The organism is Bradyrhizobium sp. Rc3b (assembly GCF_900114915.1).
In the GTDB taxonomy this organism is placed as follows: domain Bacteria; phylum Pseudomonadota; class Alphaproteobacteria; order Rhizobiales; family Xanthobacteraceae; genus Bradyrhizobium.
Window position 1 is genome coordinate 102,166 of the sequence record NZ_FOUS01000008.1, and the last position, 22,103, is coordinate 124,268.

The window sequence follows — 22,103 nt, forward strand, 5'->3', positions numbered from 1 at the left end:
CGCGGGCAGGCAACAGGGCAGGCGATGTTTCTGTTGATCCGGCTCGCCCAAGGCGTGCGCGAGGGGCCGTCAAAGCCGGCCTTGCGTCGCCCGTTTCTGGTCCGCGAGCCGTCGCTCGTATTTCTCAGCCAATGCGAGCAGGCGTTTCCTGATGTAGGGATCCGCCTGCTCGGCCAGCTCGCGGATCAACGCGAGTTGCTCCTCCAGAAACTTCCCGTCCGTCATCTCCGCTCCGAATCAAATCCGTCGCGGATACTGCCGTCTTACGCGGGCCTCTTCCGTATCATTTGGTATGTGCGCTATTTCAATCCGAGCCGGCGCTCGACCCAGCCGAGAACGAACAGCACGAGCAGCGTGACGGCGATCGCTGCGGCGACCAGCAGCCAGGCTCCGAGCGCGCAGGCAATTCCAAGGCCCGCCGCAATCCAGACAGTCGCTGCGGTCGTGAGGCCGTGCACGGTCTTCGCCTTGGCGTCGTGCAGGATGACGCCGGCGCCGATGAAGCCGACGCCGGTCAGCACACCGGCAACGACGCCCTGAATGACCCGGGAGATCGCGTCCGGATGGTCGCGCAGATTCTGGAACTCGATCACGGAGATCGAGACCAGCGCGGAGCCGAGAGCGACCAGGGCCAGGGTGCGCATTCCGACCGGCTTGTCGTTCATGTCGCGGTCGATGCCGATCAGCAGCCCTGTTCCCGCCGCGACCAGAAGCCTCAGCACATCATCCAGCTCGTTCATCGATGCTCGCGCGTTTCGGGAGACGGACGCTTGGCATGCGCCCGGCAGATCGAGACTAAACGCCCGCTTGGTGAGAAAGAGCCGCTGAGATCCGAGCGTCCGATGGTCGCATGCTCGCGCAACTCCGAGCGATCATCGACGATCAGGCGGAGAGCCGCCGTTCGACAAGGCGATGGCGCCGACCAGTCCGGTCGGCGCCATCTGTCAGAGCTGAACGCGACCGCGCACCGTCACTTCTTGCTGGTGTTCGAGCCCGTGGTGTTCTGCATCTTCTGTCCCGGCGCGCTTTCCGAGTGGCCCGGTCCTGCGGTGGTATTGGTCTGGTGACCAGGGGCGTATTCGGACGCGCCGGGTCCCGTCGAAGGCTTCTTGGTGTTGTGCATTTGCTGACCCGGCGCGTTGCTCGACGCGCCCGGCGATTTCGTCGTTTGCGCGAGCGCCGGAGCTGCCGCCAGAAGCGCGGCCGTTGCGATGATCAATGTCTTCACGTGTTTCTCCCTTGGTCATGGAGACGAGCGCGAACGATTTCACATGTCGGCCGCTCCGGTTCACGACCGGGACAACTTGGCAATCGGCAGGTGGTTTCTCTTTTCGGACCGAAATTTAGGTTCATCGGCGCGTGGAAAAGCAAGCCGGCGTTCACCGCGCGTTCAGGTGCAATGTTTATCGCCTGAAGAACGACGACAGCGTCGATCCCGCGGACGCAGACGCAGTCTCCGGCTTCGCCGGAGCCGGCTGTGCCGCAGGCGGGGGCGCGGGCTCCTCGCGCTTCGACGAGCGCTTGGAGGAGTAGCTGCGGCGGCGTTGCGGCTTCTCGGGCTTTGCGCTCGGCGCGGGCGCGGTTTCGGCTTGCGGGACCGCGTCCTGGCTCTTCTCGGAGTTCTTCTCTTGAACTCTGTCCTGGGACTTCTCTTGTCCCTTCTCCGAACCGCCGCGCATCGACAGGCGCTGGCCGTCGAAGACGGTGGTCTCGCAGTGACGATCGTTCTCGGCGAGGCTCGCGCAGAATTTTGCGGCGGCAGCAGCGTTGACCAGCGGGCCGGCACCCAGGCGGAGTTGCATGCCGAGGCCGGTGTTGCCTTCCTTGATCATGATGATCGGTCGCAGCGCTGCGATCTCCGGATTGGATTTGCTCAGGCCGCGCCAGAGCGCGCGCAGGCCGTCGATCGAATTTGCGCCGCCGAGGTCGATCGCAAAACGCGTCTGCTGGACCGCGATGGCGGGGGATTCGTTCTCGGCGGCCTCAGGCGCCTTCGCGGCTGTCGCGACGACCTCGGTCGGGGCGGGCGCCGGCTCGACCTTCTTTTCAGCGGCCTTCTCGTTTGACTCGGGCTGAATCAATTTCGACGCCGCCGGATCGGGCGGCGCCATGATCGACTTGGACGGCACCAGCGGTATGGTCGGCAGCGCCGAAGTCGTTGCCAGCGGCTGCTGCACGAGCGAGGCGGCGGCGGCAGTCTGCGGTGGCAGGCTCGACGGCTCCTTTGAAACTTCCTTGAGCGTATCCTTGACCGTTTCCTTCGGGGTATCCTTGGGCGTGTCCTTGGCGGCCTCGGTCCGCGGCTTGTCGCCGGCGGAGGCGGGGGTCGAGGCGACGGGCGCGACGCTGGGGGCCGTGGGCGCGGCATCCTGCGGCTTGCCGGCCTGCGGCGGGGTGGTGGGCTGCTTGGCGATGGCGCCGGTGACGGAATCGAGCCCTTGCTCGACCACAGTGACGCGCGAATAGAGCCGGTCGCGATCTGTGTTCAGTGTCTCGATGGCGGCCGCGAGCCGGCGGGCCTCGTTCTGGCTCTCCTTGGCCAGCGCCTGGAGCCGCTCCGCCTGGCGCGCGAGATCGGCGGACGCGACCTGGTCGCGCCGCCATCCGAGCTGAGCCTGGTTGGCCATTACGGCGATGACGACGGCGCCTACCGCCGCAACACCCCAAGAGCCCAGCCGCCACATCATGCGGCGGTCGAACGCGCTTTCCTCGGCTACAAGTCCGGAGAACAGCCCGCCGGTCTCCTTGGTGCCGAAGGCATCCGCCAGTGGGTCGGAATCCTTTGCCATGAACGTTAAGTACCCAGCCCTGTCCGGCTTCCCCGAATCAATCAGGGAACATTAACAGGAAAAGCGTGTCGCACTTGAATTCCGGGCGTTTGCGGGGGTAGCAAGGCAATAGCTTTTGAGGACGGCTGCCCGCCCGTCGCGCCAATTGATTCGGCCTTATCTGACAGGATTTCGATGACCGCCCGTTCCAGCCTCACGATCGTGCTCGCCGCCGGCGAAGGCACCCGCATGCGATCGAGCCTGCCGAAAGTGCTGCATCCGGTAGCCCACCAGACCTTGCTCGCCCACGTGCTCGCCGCCGCACCCAAGGGAACCGGCACCTCGCTCGCGGTCGTGATTGGTCCCGACCACCAGGCCGTCGCGGACGAGGCAAAGCGCATCAGGCCCGACGCGCTCACCTTCGTGCAAGCCGAGCGGCTCGGCACCGCGCATGCTGTGCTGGCGGCGCGCGAGGCGATCGCGCGCGGCGTCGATGATCTCCTGATCGCCTTTGGCGATACGCCGCTGATTTCGGCCGAAACCTTTGCGCGGCTGCGTGCGCCGCTCGCCAGGGGCGCCGCGATTGCCGCGCTCGGCTTTCGTGCCGTCGATCCCACCGGCTATGGCCGCTTCATCGTCGAGGGCGAACGCCTGGTCGCGATCCGCGAGCAGGCCGATGCGAGCGCTGAGGAGCGCAAGATCGATCTGTGCAATGCCGGCGTGATGGCGATCGACGGTCGCCGGGCGCTCGCGATCCTGGACAAAATCGGCAATGCGAATTCCAAGGGCGAATATTATCTGACCGACGCCGTCGGCATCGTCCGCGAACAGGGATGGGAGTCTGTGGTGATCGAGACCAGCGAGGACCAGGTGCGCGGCATCAACACCAAGGCACAGCTTGCGGAAGCAGAAGGCGTGATGCAGGCGCGCTTGCGCAAAGCGGCGATGGAAGCCGGCGTCACGCTGATCGCGCCGGAGACGGTTTATCTCGCCGCCGACACAGTGTTCGGCAAGGACGTGACGATCGAGCCCTTCGTGGTGATCGGCCCCGGCGTGTCGATCGCCGACGGCACCGTGATCCATTCCTTCTCGCATATCGTGCAGACGACGCTGGGCAAGAACGTTTCGATCGGCCCCTATGCGCGCTTGAGGCCCGGCACCTCGCTCGGCGACGGCGCGCGCATCGGCAATTTCGTGGAGACCAAGGCAGCGACGCTGGAGGCCGGCGTCAAGGTCAATCATCTCTCCTATATCGGTGACGCCACCGTCGGCGCCAATTCCAACATCGGCGCCGGCACCATCACCTGCAACTACGACGGCTTCAAAAAGCATAAGACGACCATCGGGCAGGGCGCCTTCGTCGGCACCAATTCGTCGCTGGTTGCCCCGGTGAAAATCGGCAATGGCGCCTATATCGGCTCCGGCTCGGTCATCACCCGCGACGTGCCCGACGACGCCATGGCGCTGGAGCGCAACCAGCAGACCATCCGGGAAGGCGGCGCGGCGCGCTATCGCGAGCTGAAGACGGGCGGGAAGAAACCGGAGAAATAGGCACTATTCTGTTGTGTCGCAGCGCACTCCGCCCTGATCCTGAGGGCCCGCTGGAAGCGGGCGTCTCGAAGGACGGCCGCGGGCGAGATGCGGGCCTTCATGGTTCGAGACGCGCTTCTCACCATGAGGGGCTTCTTACGTGGTCTTACTCGTCGTCGGCGAATTCGGAGAAGATCGCGCGGGTCAGGCGCCAGCCGCGCGGCTTGGCGCGTTTGGCCGGCTCGCCTTGAGCGTGCTTCAGGAAGACCGGCTTGCTCTCCTTGCCGCGCTGGGGCGGCGGCCAATGCGCCAGGTGCGTGCCCGTGGTTTCGCTGGCGCGTAAGTACGTCGATGACAGACCTTTGCGGTCGGACGAGCCTTTCATGGCTTTGCTCTCCTGCACCGGAATCGTTGGTCAAACATATTGACAACAAGTTAACGTGCGCGGTCTAAGGCCGGCCAATTCGACGCAGGCGAAGCTCAGGTTGCGGTCCATGCTGTCTCAATCCGCAATAAATATTGAGTATATCGTTCCCTGGGATTTTCGCTAAAAACCGAGTGCGTCGTTTAGGCGATTTTTCGACGATTTGGGGGATAGTGATCCGCATGTGCGGGATTGTCGGCATTCTCGGGCGCGAGCCGGTTGCAGAGCAGCTGGTGGATTCGCTCAAACGTCTTGAATATCGCGGCTATGACTCGGCGGGCGTCGCCACGCTCGAAGGCAAGCACCTCGAGCGCCGGCGCGCCGAGGGCAAGCTTAAGAACCTGGAGAAGCGGCTGGAAGCCGAGCCGCTCCTGGGCACCACCGGCATCGGCCACACCCGCTGGGCCACCCACGGCAAGCCCACCGTCAACAACGCCCATCCGCACGCGACCGATCGCGTCGCCGTGGTCCACAACGGCATCATCGAGAATTTCCGCGAGCTGCGCGAGGAGCTCGAGAAAAAGGGCACGGTGTTCCACACCGAGACCGACACCGAGATCGTGCTGCATCTGGTCGACGATTTGCTCACGCGCGGCAACACGCCGGTCGAAGCCGTCAAGCTGGCGCTGGGGCGGCTCCGCGGCGCCTTCGCGCTTGGCTTCATCTTCGCCGGCGATGGCGACCTGATGATCGGCGCCCGCAACGGGCCGCCGCTGGCGATCGGCTATGGCGACGGCGAGATGTATCTCGGCTCCGATGCCATCGCGCTCGGCCCGTTCACCGACACGATCAGCTATCTCGAGGACGGCGACTGGGTCGTGTTGACGCGCAAAAGCGCGTCGATCTTCGACAAGGACGGCAATGCCGTCCAGCGCGACAAGATCAAGCATGCCGCCTCGACCTCGCTGGTCGACAAGGCGAACTATCGCCACTTCATGGCGAAGGAGATCCACGAGCAGCCGGAAGTGGTCGGCCATACGCTGGCGCGATACGTCGACATGGCGACCGAACGTGTCGCGCTGCCGGTCAAGCTGCCGTTCAACTTCAAGAACATCCAGCGCATCAACATTACGGCGTGCGGCACCGCGAGCTATGCCGGCTACGTCGCAAAATACTGGTTCGAGCGCTTTGCGCGCGTGCCGGTCGAGGTCGACGTCGCCTCCGAATTCCGCTACCGCGAGGCGCCCTTGCGCAAGGGCGATCTCGCCATCTTCATTTCGCAGTCGGGCGAGACCGCCGACACGCTTGCGGCACTGCGCTATGCCAAGGCCGAGGGCGTGCATACGGTCGCCGTCGTCAACGTCCCGACCTCGACGATCGCGCGCGAGAGCGAGACCGTGCTGCAGACGCTCGCGGGCCCCGAGATCGGCGTCGCCTCGACCAAGGCCTTCACCTGCCAGCTCATGGTGCTGGCAAACCTTGCGATCGCGGCCGGCAAGGCCAGAGGCGAATTGTCCGATGAGGACGAAACCAAGCTGGTTCACGGCCTCGTCGAAGTCCCGCGCCTGATGGCGGATGCGCTCACCACCGAGCTGCAGATCGAAAAGCTCGCGCACCGGATCGCCAAGTCCCGCGATGTGCTCTATCTCGGCCGAGGCACCAGCTTCCCGCTTGCGCTCGAAGGCGCGCTAAAGCTGAAGGAGATCTCCTACATCCACGCCGAGGGCTATGCCGCCGGCGAGCTCAAGCACGGGCCGATCGCGCTGATCGACGAGACCATGCCTGTCGTCGTCATCGCGCCGCACGACCGGGTGTTCGAAAAGACGGTGTCAAACATGCAGGAGGTCGCCGCCCGCGGCGGCAACATCATCCTGATGACGGACGCGAAGGGTGCGGAAGAGGCGACTGTCGAGTCCCTCGTCACCATCGTCATGCCCGACATGGCGGCGGCCTTCACTCCGATGGTCTATGCCGTCCCCGTCCAGCTGCTCGCCTATCACACGGCTGTCGTCATGGGGACCGACGTCGACCAGCCTCGCAATCTCGCGAAATCGGTGACCGTGGAATAGGCGGAAGGGATATCAGGCGGTCGCGGTCTTCCAAAACCTGCTAGAAGACCCTAGCTTGTGTGCTGCGACCGACCTGGAACCCGAATGACCCCCCGCGACGACGCGCCTGCGCCTCTTGATCCGCTCCCGGAACCGCATACCGGCCTGATGGGCCGCTTCCGCAACTATTTTCTGACTGGCCTCGTGGTGACGGGGCCGATCGCCATCACCCTGTATCTGGTCTGGTGGTTCGTCACCTGGGTCGACGGCGTGGTGCGGCCGTTCGTGCCGCTGGCCTATCGGCCGGAAACCTATCTGCCGTATGTCGTTCCCGGCTGGGGACTGGTTGTCGCATTTTTCACGCTGACGCTGGTCGGTTTCCTCGCGGCCAATCTGATCGGCCGGACGCTCGTCGATGTCGGCGAAACGTTCCTCGGCCGGATCCCGGCGGTGCGCGCCATCTATCGCGGCCTGAAACAAGTGTTCGAGACGCTGTTCTCGGGCAAGGGCTCGAGCTTCCGCAAGGTCGGACTGGTCGAGTTTCCCTCGCCGGGCATGTGGTCGATCGTACTGATCTCGCAATCGCCGAACGAGGACATCGCGCGCAACCTGCCGGGGCAGGAGGAGCACGTCTCGGTGTTCCTGCCGTGCTCGCCGAACCCAACCACCGGCTTCTTCTTCTATGTCCCGAAGAGCAAGATCATCGAGGTCGACCTCACCGCCGAGGACGCGGCGACGCTGATCATGTCGGCCGGCGTGGTGCAGCCGGGCTCGGCACCCGATCCGAAAAAGGCTGCAGCACTCGCGGGCATGGCGAATGCCGCGCGCATCGCCAACGCGTCCGCGCTTCAGCCCGAGCCTGCGAAGGTGGAGTAGGGCCATTCCGCTGCGGGATGGCCGTCGGTCACGCGCGCGTTCGCATCCTCTGATAGTCTCCGGTTCGCCTGAGCGCCTCGCTCGGAATTCGATCTGGAGTACATGATGTCCAAGACCATTGCGATTCTCGCACCCGGCGCCATGGGCGGCGCCGTCGCCCGCCGCCTCGTTGAGCATGGCGCGCGCGTGCTGACGTCTTTGGACGGGCGGAGCGAGGCGACGCGGAAACGCGCGGCGGAAGCCGGCATGGTCGGTGCCGATGACAATCAAATTGCGGGCGCCGACATCATCCTCTCGATCGTGCCGCCGGGCGAAGCCGTCGCGCTGGCTGAACGGCTGGCCGCGCTGATCGTCAGGCGCGACAAGAAGCCAATCGTGGTCGATTGCAACGCCGTCAACGTCGATACCGTGCAGAGAATTGAGGAGATCATCGGCTCGGCGCAGGCGCCGTTCGTCGATGGCGGCATCATCGGTTTTCCGCCGCAGCCGGGCGGCAAGAGCCCGGCCTTTTATGTGTGCGGCGAGCACGCGAAGGACGTCGCGGTGCTGAAGGATTTTGGCCTCGATGTGCGAATCGTCGAGGGCCCGGTCGGCGCGGCGTCGGCTCTAAAGATGTCCTACGCCGGCATCGTCAAGGGCCTCGCCGGCATCGGCTCGGCCATGGTGGTCGCGGCGACGAAAGCGGGCGCTGCGGATGCGCTGCGCGACGAACTGGCGCTGAGCCAGCCCGCGGTCCTGACGCGGCTCGAAGTCGCGCTGCCCGACATGATCCCCAAGGCCTATCGCTGGGTTGCCGAGATGCGGGAGATTTCCGGCTTTCTCGGCCCGGATCATCCGGCGAGCCAGATCTACGAGGGGTTTGCGCGCTGGTTCGAGCATCTCGCCGAGGACGCGAAAGGCGAGGCGGCGGATGCGGCGCTGATGAAGGCGTTTGCCGCGGGGATCGCGCGGAAGAAGGCCTAGTGGCCCCGCACCATCGCTCCGGCAGTTTGGTCGAAGTGCGCGGGTCTGTGTCCATGCGTCATTGCTTCGCTGCGCTCGCAATGACGAGGAGGAGACGTCGCGCCTGAACCTCAACCCGCCCCAATCAGCGGGATCGCCTCATCGCGCTCATACAGATACAAGAGGCAGCGCAGAGCTTCGCCGCGCTCGCCCTTCAGCTTTGGATCGTCCTTGAGGATGCGCAGCGCCTCGTCTCTGGCCTGGGTGATGAGCTGGCCGTGGACCTCCGAGCGCGCGATGCGGTAGCCGGGCAGGCCGCTCTGGCGCACGCCCAGCACGTCGCCTTCGCCGCGCAGCTTGAGGTCTTCCTCGGCGATGCGAAAACCGTCGGTGGTCTCGCGGATCACCTTCAGCCGCGCCTTCGACATCTCGCCGAGCGGCTCCGAATAAAGCAGCAGGCAGGTCGAGGCCTCCGAGCCGCGCCCGATGCGGCCGCGCAGCTGGTGCAGCTGGGCAAGGCCAAAACGCTCGGCATTCTCGATCACCATGATGGTCGCCGCCGGCACGTCGACGCCGACCTCGACCACGGTGGTCGCGACCAGAAGGCCGATCTCGTGGGCGGCGAACTGGCCCATCACGCGGTCCTTCTCGGCACCCTTCATCTGGCCGTGGACGAGGCCGACGCGCTCGCCAAAACGCTTCTGCAGGCTCTCGAAACGTTTCGTCGCGTTGGTGAGGTGTTCGGTGCCTTCGGCCTCGGACTCCTCGACCAGCGGGCAAATCCAGTAAACCAGCTTGCCGGCCTGCAGCGCGCGGCCGATGCTGTCAGTGACTTCGGCGAGGCGGCTGATCGATATGGTGCGGGTTTCGATCGGCTGGCGGCCGGCCGGCTTTTCGCGCAGCTCGGAAATGTCCATGTCGCCGAAATAGGTCAGCACCAGCGTGCGCGGGATCGGCGTCGCGCTCAGCACCAGCACGTCGACCGCTTCGCCCTTGGACGTGAGCGCGAGGCGTTCGCGCACGCCGAAGCGGTGCTGCTCGTCGACGATGGCGAGGGCGAGATCGTGAAAGATCACGTCGTCCTGGATCAGGGCGTGGGTGCCGACGACGAGGTCGATCTCGCCGGCTTCGAGCTGCGCCAGCAGCTCGCGCCGCTCCTTGCCCTTTTCACGGCCGGTGAGGATCGCGACCCGCATGCCCGCGCGCTCGGCGAGCGGCGCGATGGTCTTGATGTGCTGCCGCGCCAGAATTTCGGTCGGGGCCATCAGCGCCGCCTGCTTTCCCACTTCGGCGACGGCTGCGGCCGCGAGAAGCGCGACCACGGTCTTGCCGGAGCCGACGTCGCCCTGCAACAGACGCAGCATGCGCACCGGCTGTTGCAGGTCCTCGGCGATCGCGGCCGCTGCGCTGCGCTGAGAGGGCGTCAGCGCATAGGGCAGGGCGTCGATGATCTTGTTGCGCAGGTGACCGTCACCGGCGTTGCGGACGCCGGCCGGGCGGCGGAGTTGCGCGCGGATCAGGGCGAGCGCGAGCTGGCCGGCCAGGAGCTCGTCAAAGGCAAGGCGCGACCAGAACGGCTGGTCGGGCAGGATGTCCGTCAGCTCGACCGGCTGATGCACGCGGTTGAGCGCTTCAGAGATCGGCGGGAAACTGCAGCGGCGCATCACCTCCGGGCTGATCCATTCCGGCAACGAAGGCAGCTTCTGCAGCGCCTGCGCGATCGCGCGGCGGAGCGAGCCGAGCGCCAGGCCTTCCGTCAGCGGATAGACCGGATCGATCCCTGAGAGTTTCGAGATCGCTTCCTCGTCCAGCACGCGGTCGGGATGCACGATCTGCGGGATGCCTTCATACATCTGCAGCGTGCCGGAGACGTAGCGCTTCTCGCCCGTTGGCAGCAGTTTTTCGACATAGCCGGGCTTGGCGCGGAAGAAGGTCAGCACGACGTCGCCGGTGTCGTCGCTGGCATAGACGAGATAGGGCGCGCGCGCGTTGCGCGGCGGAGGCGGGCGGTGGCGGTCGACGGTGACCTCCAGCGTCACCATGGTTCCGACCGCCGCGTCGCGGATTTTTGGCCGCGCCCGGCGGTCGATCACCTGGCTCGGAAGGTGCAGGAGCAGATCGACCAGCCGCGGCGTCTCGTTGCGGCTGAGCAGGTACTGCAGCAGCTTGTCCTGCTTCGGACCGACGCCGGGCAGGCTGGTCACGGGGGCAAACAGTGGATTGAGCAGGCTGGGGCGCATGGATGCGAATCTAGGATCGTTTCGGCCCGTCATGCCCGGCTTTATGCCGGGCATCCACGGCTTTTTTCGCGGCCGCAACCCGGGCGGCAGGCTTGCCAAATCGAGGGCTGACACGGCCACCCCGAATGGCTATATCAGCCCCGCCCGGCACGTCCGGGCTTTCTGCGTTTGACTGGATTTGAGACATGACGGGAACGACACGATCGAGCAGCGGGCTGGACGACCGCCGCAAGCGGCTTTTGTTCCGCTGCTGGCACCGCGGCACGCGCGAGATGGACCTGATCCTCGGCCGCTTCGCGGATGCCGAGATCGGCAATCTGTCCGACGCCGAGCTCGATGAGCTCGAGACGCTGCTCGAGGTCAACGATCCCGATCTCTATGCTGCCATCACCGGTGACAAGGTGCTGCCGGCCGATGTCACCGGCGCGCTGTTTGCCCGCATCAAGGCCTATCCGATCGCGGACCGCGACGCATGAAGCAGGCAATGAAATCTCCGGCCGAGCTGCTTGCGCCCGGCCGTGTGCTGACGCTCGCCAATGTCGCGGAAGGCGCCGAAGGCCTTGTCGTCTCCGATCTCGCCCGCGCCATCGCGGCGCGGCCGAAGAAGCCGGCCGTCAGCCTTGCCGTGGTCTGCCGGGACGGCCCGCGCATGCAGCAGCTCGAACGCGCGCTGCAATTCTTCGCGCCCGATCTGCCGGTGCTGACTTTCCCGGCCTGGGACTGCCAGCCCTATGATCGCGTCTCGCCGCATGGCGGCATCTTGGCACAACGCCTGACCACGCTGGCACGGCTGGCCTCGCTCACCGGCAGCGACAAGCCGCTGATCGTGCTGACCACGGTGAACGCGGTGGTGCAGCGCGTGCCCGCGCGCGAGCTCGTCGCGGCGCAGGCACTGTCGGTTGCTCCCGGCAACGTGGTGCCGATGGACACTATCGTCGCCTGGCTCGAGCACAACGGTTACAACCGCTCCTCGACCGTGCGCGAGCCCGGTGAATACGCCGTGCGCGGCGGCATCCTCGATCTGTTTCCGGCCGGCCTCGATCAGCCTGTCCGCTTCGACTTCTTCGGCGACAGCCTGGAATCGATCCGCTCCTTCGACGCCGAGACCCAGCGCACGCTGCTCGACATGCGCTCGCTCGACCTGGTGCCGATCTCGGAATTTCAGCTCGTCACCGACACCATCCGCCGATTCCGCATGGGCTATGTCGCCGAGTTCGGCGCGCCCGAACGCGACGATGCGCTGTATGAGGCAGTCAGCGAGGGCCGCCGCCATCCCGGCATGGAGCACTGGCTGCCGCTGTTCCAGGATCGGATGGACACGCTGTTCGACTATCTGCAAGGCGCGCCCATCGCGATCGAGCCGCAGGCCGAGGACGCCGTCCGCGAGCGCTTCAAGCAGATCCAGGACTATTACGAGGCCCGCCGCGACGCCATGGAGCATCCTGGCGGCGGCGCCATTTACAAGCCGCTGCCGCCAGACCGGCTTTATCTGACCGGCGAGGAATGGACCCAGCGCGAGAGCGACATGCCGCTGCTGCGGCTGACGCAGTTCTCGGTTCCGGCTGACGGGACCAGTGTCGTCGACGCCGGTGCCCGCAAGGGCCGCGATTTCGCGCCGGAGCGCAACGACACGACGGTCAACGTGTTCGAATCCGTGGTCAGCCATGTCATGGCGCTGCACGCCCAGCGCAAGAAGGTCGTGATCGCGCTCTGGAGCGAAGGCTCGCGCGACCGCATGAATTCGATGTTGCGCGACCACAAGTTGGCCCACACCACCAGCGTCAACTCCTGGCGAACGGTGCAGGCGACCCCGCGCAACGAGACCATGCTCGCCGTGCTCGGCCTCGAAAGCGGCTTCGAGACCGACGAGATCGCGCTCATCAGCGAGCAGGACATCCTTGGCGATCGCCTGGTGCGGCCGCGCAAGGCCAGCCGCAAGCTCGACAATTTCATCTCGGAGGTGACGAGCCTTGCCGCGGGCGACATCGTCGTCCACGTCGATCACGGCATCGGCCGTTTCATCGGCCTCCAGACCCTCGATGTCGCGGGTGCGCCGCATGACTGTCTCGAGCTGCATTATGCCGCCGAAACAAAACTGTTCCTGCCGGTCGAGAACATCGAGCTATTGTCACGCTACGGCTCGGACCAGACCACGGTCGAGCTCGATCGCCTCGGTGGCGGTGGCTGGCAGACCCGCAAGGCCAAGCTCAAGAACCGCATCCGCGAGATCGCGGGCGAGCTGATCAAGATCGCCGCCGCGCGCCATCTGCACGAAGCGCCCAAGCTGCCGGTGCAGCAGGGCCTCTATGACGAGTTTTGCGCGCGCTTCCCCTATGACGAGACCGAGGACCAGCTAGGCGCGATCGAATCCACGCTGAAGGATCTCGAACTTGGCCGTCCCATGGACCGGCTGATCTGCGGCGACGTCGGCTTCGGCAAGACCGAGGTGGCGTTGCGCGCGGCCTTTGCCGTGGCCCTCGAAGGCAAGCAGGTCGCCGTCGTGGTGCCGACCACACTGCTGGCGCGCCAGCACGCAAAGACCTTCACCGAGCGCTTCAAGGGCTTTCCGGTCAACGTGGCGCAGGCCTCGCGCCTGGTCGCGACCAAGGAGCTCAATCTGGTCAAGAAGGGCATCGCCGACGGTTCGGTCGACATTGTCGTCGGCACCCACGCGTTGCTCGGCAAGGCCATCAAGTTCCGCGACCTCGGCCTCGTCATCGTCGACGAGGAGCAGCATTTTGGCGTCACTCACAAGGAGCGGCTGAAGGCGCTGCGCTCCGAGGTGCACGTGCTGACGCTGTCGGCGACGCCGATCCCGCGCACGCTGCAACTGGCGCTGACCGGCGTTCGCGAGCTCTCGATCATTGCCTCGCCCCCGGTCGATCGCCTCGCGGTGCGCACCTTCGTCGCCCCGCATGATCCGCTGATGATCCGCGAGGCGCTGCTGCGTGAGCGCTATCGCGGCGGCCAGGCGTTCTACGTGGTGCCGCGCATCGACGACCTCGCCGAGGTCAAGGATTTCCTCGACAAGAACGTGCCGGAGATGAAGGTCGCGGTCGCGCACGGCCAGATGCCGCCCGCGGTGATTGAAGACATCATGACCGCGTTCTACGACGGCAAGTTCGACATCCTGCTGTCCACCACGATCGTCGAGTCCGGCCTCGACATTCCCAACGCCAACACGCTGATCGTGCACCGTGCCGACATGTTCGGTCTGGCCCAGCTCTATCAGCTGCGCGGCCGCGTCGGCCGTTCCAAGCTGCGCGCCTATGCGCTGTTCACACTGCCGGCGCAGCAGAAGATCACGGCGCAGGCCGAACGCCGGCTCACGGTGCTGCAATCGCTGGAGACGCTGGGGGCAGGCTTCCAGCTCGCCTCGCACGATCTCGACATTCGCGGCGCCGGCAATCTGCTCGGCGAGGAGCAGTCCGGCCACATCAAGGAGGTCGGCTTCGAGCTCTATCAGTCGATGCTGGAGGAGGCGATCGTCAACCTCAAGGCCGGCGTCTCCGAGCCTGCGGCGGACCGCTGGTCGCCGTCGATCACCATCGGCATGCCCGTGCTCATCCCGGAGGATTACGTCGGCGATCTCTCGGTGCGGCTGTCGCTGTACCGGCGTCTGGCCGATCTCGACACCGAGGAGGAGATCGAGAATTTTGGCGCGGAGATGCGCGATCGCTTCGGCGTGCTGCCGGACGAGGTGCGCTACCTCTTCAAGGTCGCCGCGATCAAGGCGTTCTGCCGCCGCGCCAATGTCGGCAAGATCGACGCCGGCCCGAAGGGTGCCGTCATCGCCTTCCGCGACAATTCCTTCGCCTATCCCGACCGCCTGGTGTCGTTCATCCGCAGCTACGGCCAGGCCGCCAAGGTGCGGCCCGACATGAAGGTGGTGTTCCTGCAGGATTGGGAAACGCCGGAAGAGCGGCTCGTTGGGACGACGGAGATCCTGCGGCAGCTGGCGCAGCTCGCGGAGAGCAAGAAGGCGGCGTGAGGATCGGGCGAGATATCGTAGGGTGGGCGAAGCGAAGCGTGCCCACCATCTTTCAAAGACGAGGGATATCGTGGGCACGCTTCGCTTTGCCCACCCTACGACAGCGAGGTTGTAATTACGACGCCGCTCGCGACGCATCCGCGGACAGCCGCCCCAGCAACGACCTTGCCGTATCCGACGGCGACAGCGAATCCACGCTGACGACGGGCTCGCTGCGCATCTCGTGCTTGCCGTTGGAGGTATGCCGCATCACCGCCGAGAGGCGGCGGGCGATCATGTGAGCGGTACGGAAGTCGGTTTCCGCGAACACGACGATGACCGAGCCGTCCTTCTGCGCCGCGCCGAAATCCATCTGCCGCATCAGGCGGCTGAGGATGCGGGCAGCATCGAGCTGGGCGCGGGAATTGCCGGGGTCGAAGGCGAAGCGTGCGACGGAGAGACCGCCGCCGCGGGCCAGCGTCTGCTCGACCGCCTTGGCGAAATCGCGGGCGAAGGCTTCGACCGTCAGCAGGCCGCTGCGCGGATCGAGCCAGCCGCCGGCATCGATCGAGCGCAGCGTGCGGCTCAATTGTGCTTCCATCGCATGCTGGCGGATCAGGGGCAGTGCATTGGCCGCGACCTTCGCCGGCTCGCCCGGGATCAGCTCGAGATTGGGCAGGTCGTAAGTCTGCGTCAGCTGGTGCGCGGTGACGACGACGGGCAGGCTGCGGAAGCGGGTGTCCTCGGCAAGCACCGTGAGAAAGGCGTCGGTGACGCGCGCGGTAAAACCTTCGGCGAGCACGACGCCGTCGAGGTCGCGGGTGTTGAGGTGTTTCGCGGCGGCCTCGATCGAGAGCGCGCCGACCACGCCGGCGCGTTCGCCGAGCGCGACGGAGAGCGCGGGATAGGCCGAGCCGCGGCCGATCAGGAGCACGGTGGCATCGCGGGCCGGATCGCCTTCCGGCAACGCGACCTTCACTTCCGGCAGCCGGCGCAGCACCGTGGCATGCAGAGTGCGCACGCGCAAAGCGGCGCGAAGCCGCGCGATCAGGCGGTCGGAATTGCCGCCGCGCGAAGAGAACGGCAGGGCGTTGTGAGGCAGCATGCCCATCGCATCGAGGGCCACGAAGGGAAGGTAAAGCGGCTGGTCGGCGATCTTCTTGGCGAGCGGCGCAATATGCGGCTCGTGACCGCCGGACATCTGGGCGAGAACCGCGGCCGGCTGGACCTGCTCGACCGCGTGCGCTGCGCTGGCCCAGTCGGTGTCGACGACGGGAAAGAGCCGGGCCTCGTCCAGCGCCGCAATGAAGGGCGGCCGCTCGGCATTGGACACAAACAGGATCGGGCCCGCCTGGGACATTCGCAAACTCTGATCACGCGACAGATGCCCCGCAATCTAGTTTGGCCGCCTTAATGCAGCGTCAACGCACCAGGCGAAACTGCGGCTAGACCGGGCCGGAACGGTCGCGAAAAGCTTCGACCATCAGGGGGTTAAGCCCGAGCTCGCTGAGCGCCTCGCGGGCTCGGGTATTGTCCTGGGCGCGTCCGGCCAGCCGGTGGCCGGACAGCCGATCGGGCAGCGCGGTGAGCAGGGCGCCCTGGCCGAGCCGGCGTGCCCATTCCTGGAGGTCGTTGGAGAGGAAGCGGTAGCCGCCGACGGCCATGATACCGGAGGGGGGCGCGGTGATGCAGATTGCGCCGCTCGGACGGTCGAGCCGGGCGGCATAGCCGGTGTCGACATAGTCTCGCGGCGGCTGCGCGATCAGCGTGTCGCCGACCGGCTGCGGCGGGGCATAGGCCGCGATCGGCACCATCGCGCCGCGCAGGCCGAGCGTCCCCTTCGGCGTCAGCAGGATCTCGCCGGCAATGGACGAGCCGGATTGCTCGCGCGGAGCGCCATGCGGCCCGGGCATCACCGCAACGGGCATGCCGTCCTCGCCGCGGCGGGCGCCGAACAGCCCGGCCTCGCCGAACAGGTAGACGTCGGTCAGCGGGGCATGTGGCGCGATCCAGGCATCGCTCGCCGCCACCTGCTCGGGCGCGCGCCACAGGCCGACGACGTTGCGCAAGGTCGGCATCCGCGCCGCCAGATCGGCATCGCCGAGCCGCAAGGCAAGCTGCGCCGGCGCGATCAGCACCTCGCATCCATGCTCGTTGATCTGCTGCTCCAGCACATCGTTCTCGAACGGATGATGTAGCGCCAGCGCGCCGCCGGAGAGCAGCCACACCGCGAGCGAGGAGGCGAGCCCTGCGAACGACATCGGTGTGAATGCCGCCATCACGGTCGCGCCCTGCCGGATGTCGGCTTCCAGCGACATCGCAAGGCCACCGGCGATCACGCTGAAATGCGGTCGCGGTACCGGGCGAAAGCCTTCCGCGGTGACGTCGAAGGAGATCATCGCCGCCTTGCGGCCGTCCTGGATCACGGCGCGCGTGGTGCCCGGCGGGCGGGCCAACACGTCGTCGAGCGAAGCCATGCCTTCGGGCAGGTCGCCTCCGAACCCGCAGACGTGACGGATCGAGAAGGCTTCGGCGGCGGCATGCATCGCCAGATCGGCATAGCTGACGCCGTCGACCGTGCTCATGGTAACGATGGCGCGCGCCGCGGTGCGGTTGAGCGCGGCGGTGAGTTCCGCGTGCCGCCAGAGCAGCGGCAGCACGGCGACGACGAGGCCGGCGCGATGGGCGGCGAGCACCGTCAGCACGAACTCGACCGTATTGGGCAGCTGGATGGCGATGACGGAATTGGCCGGCAGGCCCGATTCGACGAAATAGGCCGACAGCGCCTCGATGGCCGTGTCGGCCTCGGCATAGGTCATCCGCCGCGGCTGGTGCCCGGTCACGCGGGCCTTGTTCAGCGGGTCGAGCAGGGCGGGCGCGTGCGGCTGCCGCATCAGCGTGCGCTGAAACAACGTGTCGAGCGTCGGCGATATTGCTGGCTGGTTCACGGCGTCACTTTGCTTGATGAGCTTGCGGCTGCCCCTTCGACCACCAGGTCTCCGGCAGATAGCCTGAGAGTGAGGTGGCCTTGGGCCGTTCTATCCGATTCCAGCGCGCGATCCATTGCTCGGATACGTTAAACAGGGGGATTGTGTAGAAGCCCGCGATCAGGGCGCGGTCGAGCGCCCGCACCGACGAGACGAAATCCGTATGTTCACGGGCCTCGAGCAGGGCGGCGATCATGGCATCGACCGCGCCATCCCTGGCGCCCATGTAGTTGCGCGTCCCCGGATTGTCCGCGGCAGCGCTGCCCCAATAGAAATATTGCTCGTTGCCGGGCGACAGCGACTGGTCCCAGCGGTTCTGGATCATGTCGAATTCGTAAGCGAGCCGGCGCTGGTCGAACTGCACGGGATCGACGGTTCGCACGCTCGGCTCGATGCCGGCGCGCTTGAGGTCGCGCTGGAACGCGAGCGCGATACGCTCCTGATCGCGGGTCGTGACCAGGATCTCGAAGGTGAAGGGCGCCTTGGTCGCGCGGTTGCGCAGCACCGTGCCGTCGAGCTCGTAGCCGGCGTCCGACAGCAGCTTCAGCGCCGCGCGCAGCGTGGTGCGATCGCGTCCCGATCCGTCGGTCACGGGAAGGCGGTAGCTGCCGTCCATGATGTCGGGCCGAATTTGCGCGGCGAAGGGTTTGAGCAGCTCGCGCTCGCGCGCGTCCGCAGGCCGGCCATAGGCCGACAGGTCCGAGCCGGCGAAATAGCCGGCCACGCGCGAATAAAGTCCGAAAAAGTAGTTGCGGTTGACCAGCTCGAAATCGAACAGAAGCGTCAGCGCCTGGCGCACGCGGATGTCGGCGAAGATCGGACGGCGGGTGTTGAACACCAGGAATTCGGAGGGTTGCGGCAGGCCCGGCTTGACGGTGTCACGGATCACCTCGCCGCTTTTTGCGGCCGGAAAATCGTAGCCGTCGTGCCAGCGCAGCGGCTCGTGCTCGACGCGGAAATCATAAAGGCCGCGCTTGAAGGCTTCGAACTGGCCGTTGGCCTCGCGAAAATAGTCGAGCCGGATTTCGTCGAAATTGTAGAGCCCGCGGTTGATGGCAAGGTCGCGGCCCCAATAGTCGGGATTGCGGGTCAGCGTCACGCTGGCGCCGGGCTTCACGGCCGTGACGCGATAGGGTCCGGAGCCAATCGGGCTCGCCAGCGTCGTCTCCTCGAAGGTCGCGACGTCGACCGCTTGCTTCGACAGGATCGGCATCAGGCCGAGGATCAGCGGCAGCTCGCGGTCGTTGGCGCCTGCGAGGTCGAAGCGGACGGTGAGGGAATCGGTCGCCTCGGCCTTGGCGACTTTGGCGTAGTACTGCCGATGGTTGGGACGGCCATGATCGCGCAGCAGCTGCCAGGAGAACAGCACGTCTTCGGCCGTGACCTGCTTGCCGTCGGAGAAACGGGCGCGCGGATCGAGGTGGAACGTGATGAAGCTTCGCTCGTCGTCGGTTTCGACGCTCCTGGCGAGCAGGCCATAGAGCGTGAACGGTTCGTCATTGCCGCGCGCGAGCAGGCTCTCGACCACGTAGCTCCGCATCTGCTGCACGGCCAATCCCCTCACGATGAAGGGATTGAGGCTGTCGAAGGTTCCGAGAACACCCCAGGTCAAGCGGCCGCCTTTGGGGGCATCGGGATTGGCATAGGGCATGTGGGTGAAATCGGCCGGCATCGCCGGCTTGCCGTGCATGGCGATGGCGTGGGCTTCCTCGGCCCGCGCGCCGCCAGCGGACAGCCCGACCGCGAGCATAGAGCCAAGGACGCAAAGGCGGAGACCGGGGCCCTCGAAAAGGCGCTGGAACTTGAACATCGGCACACGTTGATTCGAGGACCGGCTAGCCTCGAATCCTATCACAGGGAATTTCACCGGGCGCAGCCGCGGATGTGGCCAAAGACGGTTGTCGGCATTGATCTTTTCGTCGGCCACGTTAAGAAGGCGGGCAATCGCGCAAGAGCGCCGAGCCCGTCACTTATCTGCCTCAATTGACGGGAAGAGAGCCGCGCCCAAGGCGGCTTGGTTCGGCGCTTCGGAGCGGTTCGGGCGCTTCCCGTTCAGAAAGGGTTTTCCGCAATGAATTTCCGTTACTTGGCCGCGTCCGTCCGGCCGCGTGGGCGACTTCTCGCCCTGTTGACGGCGACGGCGTTGGCCGTTCCGTTTGCCGCCGAGGCCCAGACCCCGGCGCCGGCCCCGGGTGCGCCCAAGGCGACTCCGGCCCCGAAAGCGCCTCCCAAGGCCGCCCCGAAGGCTCCGGCACCGGCCGCTCAGGCCCCCGCCCAGCAGGCCCCCGCTGCAGGCGCTCCGGCGCAGCAGGGCGCGGCTCAGCCCGCCGATCAGCAGATCCAGCTGATCTACGCCCCCTGGACCAAGTTCTGCCTGAAGGGCCAGGACGCCAACGCCAAGCAGGTCTGCTTCACCGGCAAGGACGGCCGCATCGAATCGGGCCAGCCGGTCATCGCCGCCGTCATCATCGAGCCGGAAGGCGAGCCCAAGAAGATCCTGCGCGTGACGCTGCCGCTCGGCATGCAGCTCGTGCACGGCACCCGCATCATCGTCGACAGCAACGCGCCGCTGCAGCAGCCCTATGTGATCTGTTTCCAGAACGGCTGCATGTCCGATTACGAGGCGACGCCCGAGCTCATCAACAGCATGAAGAAGGGCCAGAATCTCGTTGTCCAGGCGATCAATGCCAACGGCGCGCCGCTGACCCTGCCGTTGCCGCTCGCCGGCGAATTCCAGAAGGCCTATGACGGTCCGCCGACCGATCCGAAGGTGTTCGAGGAAAATCAGAAGAAGCTCCAGGAAGAGCTTCAGAAGAAGGCTGATGAGCAGCGCAAGAAGCTCGAGCAGAGCGGTGCTGCCCCAGGGGCCGCTCCGGCCGGCCAGAAGTAATCGGGACCAGGGTCCTGGACATGAAAAAGGCGCTCTCACGAGCGCCTTTTTTGCTAGCCCTCTGCCAGTGAAATTCAGTTCAGCGAGGGATTGCGCGGGCGGTAGCCGCCATCCTTGTTCTTGATGAAGATCTCGGCCACCTGCGAGTGCCGGATCGGCTCGCCGGATTCGTCCGGCAACAGGTTCTGCTCGGACACGTAGGCGACGTATTCGGATTCCGCGTTCTCCGCGAGCAGGTGGTAGAACGGCTGGTCCTTGTGGGGCCGCACCTCCTCGGGGATCGACAGCCACCACTCCTCGGTGTTGTTGAATTCCGGATCGATGTCGAAGATCACGCCCCGGAACGAGAAGATCCGGTGGCGTACGACCTGTCCGATCTGGAATTTGGCGGTCCGCGCTTTAATCATTCCCCGTCGATAGACCAGGATTGTGGCCGATGCTAGTGGCCTCATCTGGAATTAACGTTCACTTCAGGGGCAGATAGCCCCCAAGTCTTCAGAAAATACTTCACCGATGGTCGATATCCTCAATCTGGCGCTACCTTATTTCGGTTTGATCTTCGTCGGTTTTGCCTGCGGCAAGGCCAAGTCCCTGCCGGAATCGGGCCTCGCCTGGATGAACTTCTTCCTGCTCTACGTGTCGCTGCCGGCGCTGCTGTTTGCGATCATGTCGAAGACGCCGTTTGCGGAATTGAACAACCCGCCGTTCCTGGTCGCGACCACGCTGTCGACGGTTGCGGCATTCACCCTGGCGCTGGTGGTCGGCAAGGTTCTGGGACGGCTGACATTGCGCGAGGCGACGCTCGCAGGTCTCTCCGGCGGCTACGGCAATATCGGCTATATGGGTCCTGGCCTGGCGCTCGCTGTGCTCGGGACCAAGGCTGCGGCGCCGACCGCGCTGATCTTCTGCTGCGACAGCATCTTCCTGTTCACGATCGTGCCGCTCCTGATCGAGCTCTCCGACCGCGACCATCCCTCGATCGTGCATGCCTTCGGCGTCGTGCTGAAGCAGATCGTGCTCAACCCGCTGATCATGTCGGCCTGCTTCGGTGCCGCGGTCGCGGCGCTGCATATCGAGATGCCGGTCGCGCTCGATCGCACCATCACCTTCCTCCAGAACGCCGCCGCTCCGACCGCTCTGTTCGTGCTCGGCGTGACCGTGGCGCTGCGTCCGTTCGACCGGGTGCCGTGGGAAGTGCCGGGCGTGATCGCGGTCAAGCTCCTGATCCATCCGCTGGCGGCGTTCGGCCTGATGCTGGCGTTCGGCCCCTTCGCGCAGCCCTGGGCTGCGACCGCCGTGCTGATGGCCTCGCTGCCGCCGGCGCTGAACGTGTTCGTCATCGCCCGGCAGAACGATGCCTGGATCGAATCCGCCTCCGTCGCGGTGCTGCTCGGGACCTTTGCATCCGTGGTCACGCTGACCAGCGTGATGTGGCTGCTTCAGAGCGGACGGCTGGTGTTTCCGTGAGAGCCAGAACTGCTGGCGATA

The 22,103-nt window shown here is 65.8% G+C and carries 18 protein-coding genes; 8 read left to right on the top strand and 10 right to left on the bottom strand.

Translation table 11 applies throughout. The annotated features are described in order from the left end of the window. Window positions 1-69: 69 nt before the first annotated feature. From BM190_RS40525 to BM190_RS19800, 4 genes are all read right to left on the bottom strand, one after another. Window positions 70-225: a hypothetical protein gene (locus tag BM190_RS40525; RefSeq protein ID WP_018317957.1), complete on the bottom strand. Its 156-nt coding sequence runs from the start codon at window positions 223-225 to the stop codon at window positions 70-72. A 74-nt stretch (window positions 226-299) separates the two neighbouring features. Further along, the gene (locus BM190_RS19790; RefSeq protein ID WP_018317958.1) at window positions 300-740 is read right to left on the bottom strand and encodes an MgtC/SapB family protein; all 441 of its coding nucleotides are present in this window, start codon (window positions 738-740) and stop codon (window positions 300-302) included. Between the two features lie 230 nt (window positions 741-970). After that, window positions 971-1,228 (bottom strand): hypothetical protein, encoded by a 258-nt coding sequence (locus BM190_RS19795; RefSeq protein ID WP_018317959.1) that lies wholly within the window; start codon window positions 1,226-1,228, stop codon window positions 971-973. Between the two features lie 175 nt (window positions 1,229-1,403). Further along, a complete protein-coding gene (locus BM190_RS19800; protein ID WP_092257976.1) occupies window positions 1,404-2,789 on the bottom strand; it encodes a hypothetical protein in 1,386 nt (461 codons plus the stop codon). Between the two features lie 174 nt (window positions 2,790-2,963). Between BM190_RS19800 and glmU the strand changes: the two genes are divergently transcribed. Then, entirely contained in the window at window positions 2,964-4,319 is a 1,356-nt protein-coding gene (glmU, locus tag BM190_RS19805; protein WP_092257980.1) for a bifunctional UDP-N-acetylglucosamine diphosphorylase/glucosamine-1-phosphate N-acetyltransferase GlmU, read from the top strand. Between the two features lie 145 nt (window positions 4,320-4,464). Here glmU and BM190_RS19810 read toward each other — a convergent pair whose 3' ends face one another. Further along, window positions 4,465-4,683: a hypothetical protein gene (locus BM190_RS19810; protein WP_092257983.1), complete on the bottom strand. Its 219-nt coding sequence runs from the start codon at window positions 4,681-4,683 to the stop codon at window positions 4,465-4,467. A 221-nt stretch (window positions 4,684-4,904) separates the two neighbouring features. Here BM190_RS19810 and glmS point away from each other — a divergent pair, with 221 nt between their 5' ends. The 3 genes from glmS to BM190_RS19825 all read left to right on the top strand — a co-directional run bounded on the left by glmS (window position 4,905) and on the right by BM190_RS19825 (window position 8,549). Further along, entirely contained in the window at window positions 4,905-6,731 is a 1,827-nt protein-coding gene (gene glmS, locus BM190_RS19815) for a glutamine--fructose-6-phosphate transaminase (isomerizing) (RefSeq protein ID WP_092257986.1), read from the top strand. 84 nt (window positions 6,732-6,815) lie between these two features. Next, entirely contained in the window at window positions 6,816-7,586 is a 771-nt protein-coding gene (locus BM190_RS19820; protein WP_018317964.1) for a DUF502 domain-containing protein, read from the top strand. A 105-nt stretch (window positions 7,587-7,691) separates the two neighbouring features. Further along, on the top strand, window positions 7,692-8,549 hold the full coding sequence (locus BM190_RS19825) for an NAD(P)-dependent oxidoreductase (protein ID WP_092258606.1): 858 nt from the start codon (window positions 7,692-7,694) through the stop codon (window positions 8,547-8,549). 110 nt (window positions 8,550-8,659) lie between these two features. Here BM190_RS19825 and recG read toward each other — a convergent pair whose 3' ends face one another. Continuing rightward, window positions 8,660-10,768 carry an ATP-dependent DNA helicase RecG gene (recG, locus tag BM190_RS19830; protein ID WP_092257989.1) on the bottom strand — a complete coding sequence of 703 codons (2,109 nt, stop codon included), beginning with the start codon at window positions 10,766-10,768 and terminating at the stop codon, window positions 8,660-8,662. A gap of 185 nt (window positions 10,769-10,953) precedes the next feature. On the opposite strand from recG, the gene BM190_RS19835 reads away from it, so the two are divergent. After that, on the top strand, window positions 10,954-11,244 hold the full coding sequence (locus BM190_RS19835) for an FAD assembly factor SdhE (protein WP_092257992.1): 291 nt from the start codon (window positions 10,954-10,956) through the stop codon (window positions 11,242-11,244). Continuing rightward, window positions 11,241-14,759 carry a transcription-repair coupling factor gene (mfd, locus tag BM190_RS19840; RefSeq protein WP_092257995.1) on the top strand — a complete coding sequence of 1,173 codons (3,519 nt, stop codon included), beginning with the start codon at window positions 11,241-11,243 and terminating at the stop codon, window positions 14,757-14,759. The genes BM190_RS19835 and mfd overlap by 4 nt, the downstream gene beginning before the upstream one ends. 115 nt (window positions 14,760-14,874) lie before the next feature. Here the strand turns inward: mfd and BM190_RS19845 are convergent, their stop codons facing one another. The 3 genes from BM190_RS19845 to BM190_RS19855 form a co-directional block, all read right to left on the bottom strand. After that, entirely contained in the window at window positions 14,875-16,098 is a 1,224-nt protein-coding gene (locus BM190_RS19845) for a hypothetical protein (protein ID WP_092257998.1), read from the bottom strand. An 85-nt stretch (window positions 16,099-16,183) separates the two neighbouring features. Next, complete coding sequence (locus BM190_RS19850) at window positions 16,184-17,686, bottom strand: class I adenylate-forming enzyme family protein (protein WP_092258001.1); 1,503 nt, start codon at window positions 17,684-17,686, stop codon at window positions 16,184-16,186. Between the two features lie 4 nt (window positions 17,687-17,690). Continuing rightward, entirely contained in the window at window positions 17,691-19,535 is a 1,845-nt protein-coding gene (locus BM190_RS19855; RefSeq protein ID WP_177237201.1) for an extracellular solute-binding protein, read from the bottom strand. Between the two features lie 261 nt (window positions 19,536-19,796). Here BM190_RS19855 and BM190_RS19860 point away from each other — a divergent pair, with 261 nt between their 5' ends. After that, a complete protein-coding gene (locus BM190_RS19860; protein WP_018317972.1) occupies window positions 19,797-20,615 on the top strand; it encodes an invasion associated locus B family protein in 819 nt (272 codons plus the stop codon). Window positions 20,616-20,689: 74 nt separating this feature from the next. Here the strand turns inward: BM190_RS19860 and hspQ are convergent, their stop codons facing one another. After that, window positions 20,690-21,022 carry a heat shock protein HspQ gene (hspQ, locus tag BM190_RS19865; RefSeq protein WP_018317973.1) on the bottom strand — a complete coding sequence of 111 codons (333 nt, stop codon included), beginning with the start codon at window positions 21,020-21,022 and terminating at the stop codon, window positions 20,690-20,692. Window positions 21,023-21,128: 106 nt separating this feature from the next. Between hspQ and BM190_RS19870 the strand changes: the two genes are divergently transcribed. Continuing rightward, a complete protein-coding gene (locus tag BM190_RS19870; protein ID WP_018317974.1) occupies window positions 21,129-22,082 on the top strand; it encodes an AEC family transporter in 954 nt (317 codons plus the stop codon). Window positions 22,083-22,103: the final 21 nt, after the last annotated feature.

What these genes read in the sequence shown, in the direction of transcription:
- BM190_RS19855 (WP_177237201.1), bottom strand. Translation starts at nt 19,535, where the DNA reads ATGTTCAAGTTCCAGCGCCTTTTCGAGGGCCCCGGTCTCCGCCTTTGC.
- mfd (WP_092257995.1), top strand. Translation starts at nt 11,241, where the DNA reads ATGAAGCAGGCAATGAAATCTCCGGCCGAGCTGCTTGCGCCCGGCCGT.
- BM190_RS19820 (WP_018317964.1), top strand. Translation starts at nt 6,816, where the DNA reads ATGACCCCCCGCGACGACGCGCCTGCGCCTCTTGATCCGCTCCCGGAA.
- recG (WP_092257989.1), bottom strand. Translation starts at nt 10,768, where the DNA reads ATGCGCCCCAGCCTGCTCAATCCACTGTTTGCCCCCGTGACCAGCCTG.
- BM190_RS19845 (WP_092257998.1), bottom strand. Translation starts at nt 16,098, where the DNA reads ATGTCCCAGGCGGGCCCGATCCTGTTTGTGTCCAATGCCGAGCGGCCG.
- hspQ (WP_018317973.1), bottom strand. Translation starts at nt 21,022, where the DNA reads ATGATTAAAGCGCGGACCGCCAAATTCCAGATCGGACAGGTCGTACGC.
- BM190_RS40525 (WP_018317957.1), bottom strand. Translation starts at nt 225, where the DNA reads ATGACGGACGGGAAGTTTCTGGAGGAGCAACTCGCGTTGATCCGCGAG.
- glmS (WP_092257986.1), top strand. Translation starts at nt 4,905, where the DNA reads ATGTGCGGGATTGTCGGCATTCTCGGGCGCGAGCCGGTTGCAGAGCAG.
- BM190_RS19790 (WP_018317958.1), bottom strand. Translation starts at nt 740, where the DNA reads ATGAACGAGCTGGATGATGTGCTGAGGCTTCTGGTCGCGGCGGGAACA.
- BM190_RS19860 (WP_018317972.1), top strand. Translation starts at nt 19,797, where the DNA reads ATGAATTTCCGTTACTTGGCCGCGTCCGTCCGGCCGCGTGGGCGACTT.
- BM190_RS19810 (WP_092257983.1), bottom strand. Translation starts at nt 4,683, where the DNA reads ATGAAAGGCTCGTCCGACCGCAAAGGTCTGTCATCGACGTACTTACGC.
- BM190_RS19800 (WP_092257976.1), bottom strand. Translation starts at nt 2,789, where the DNA reads ATGGCAAAGGATTCCGACCCACTGGCGGATGCCTTCGGCACCAAGGAG.
- BM190_RS19825 (WP_092258606.1), top strand. Translation starts at nt 7,692, where the DNA reads ATGTCCAAGACCATTGCGATTCTCGCACCCGGCGCCATGGGCGGCGCC.
- BM190_RS19835 (WP_092257992.1), top strand. Translation starts at nt 10,954, where the DNA reads ATGACGGGAACGACACGATCGAGCAGCGGGCTGGACGACCGCCGCAAG.
- BM190_RS19870 (WP_018317974.1), top strand. Translation starts at nt 21,129, where the DNA reads ATGGTCGATATCCTCAATCTGGCGCTACCTTATTTCGGTTTGATCTTC.
- glmU (WP_092257980.1), top strand. Translation starts at nt 2,964, where the DNA reads ATGACCGCCCGTTCCAGCCTCACGATCGTGCTCGCCGCCGGCGAAGGC.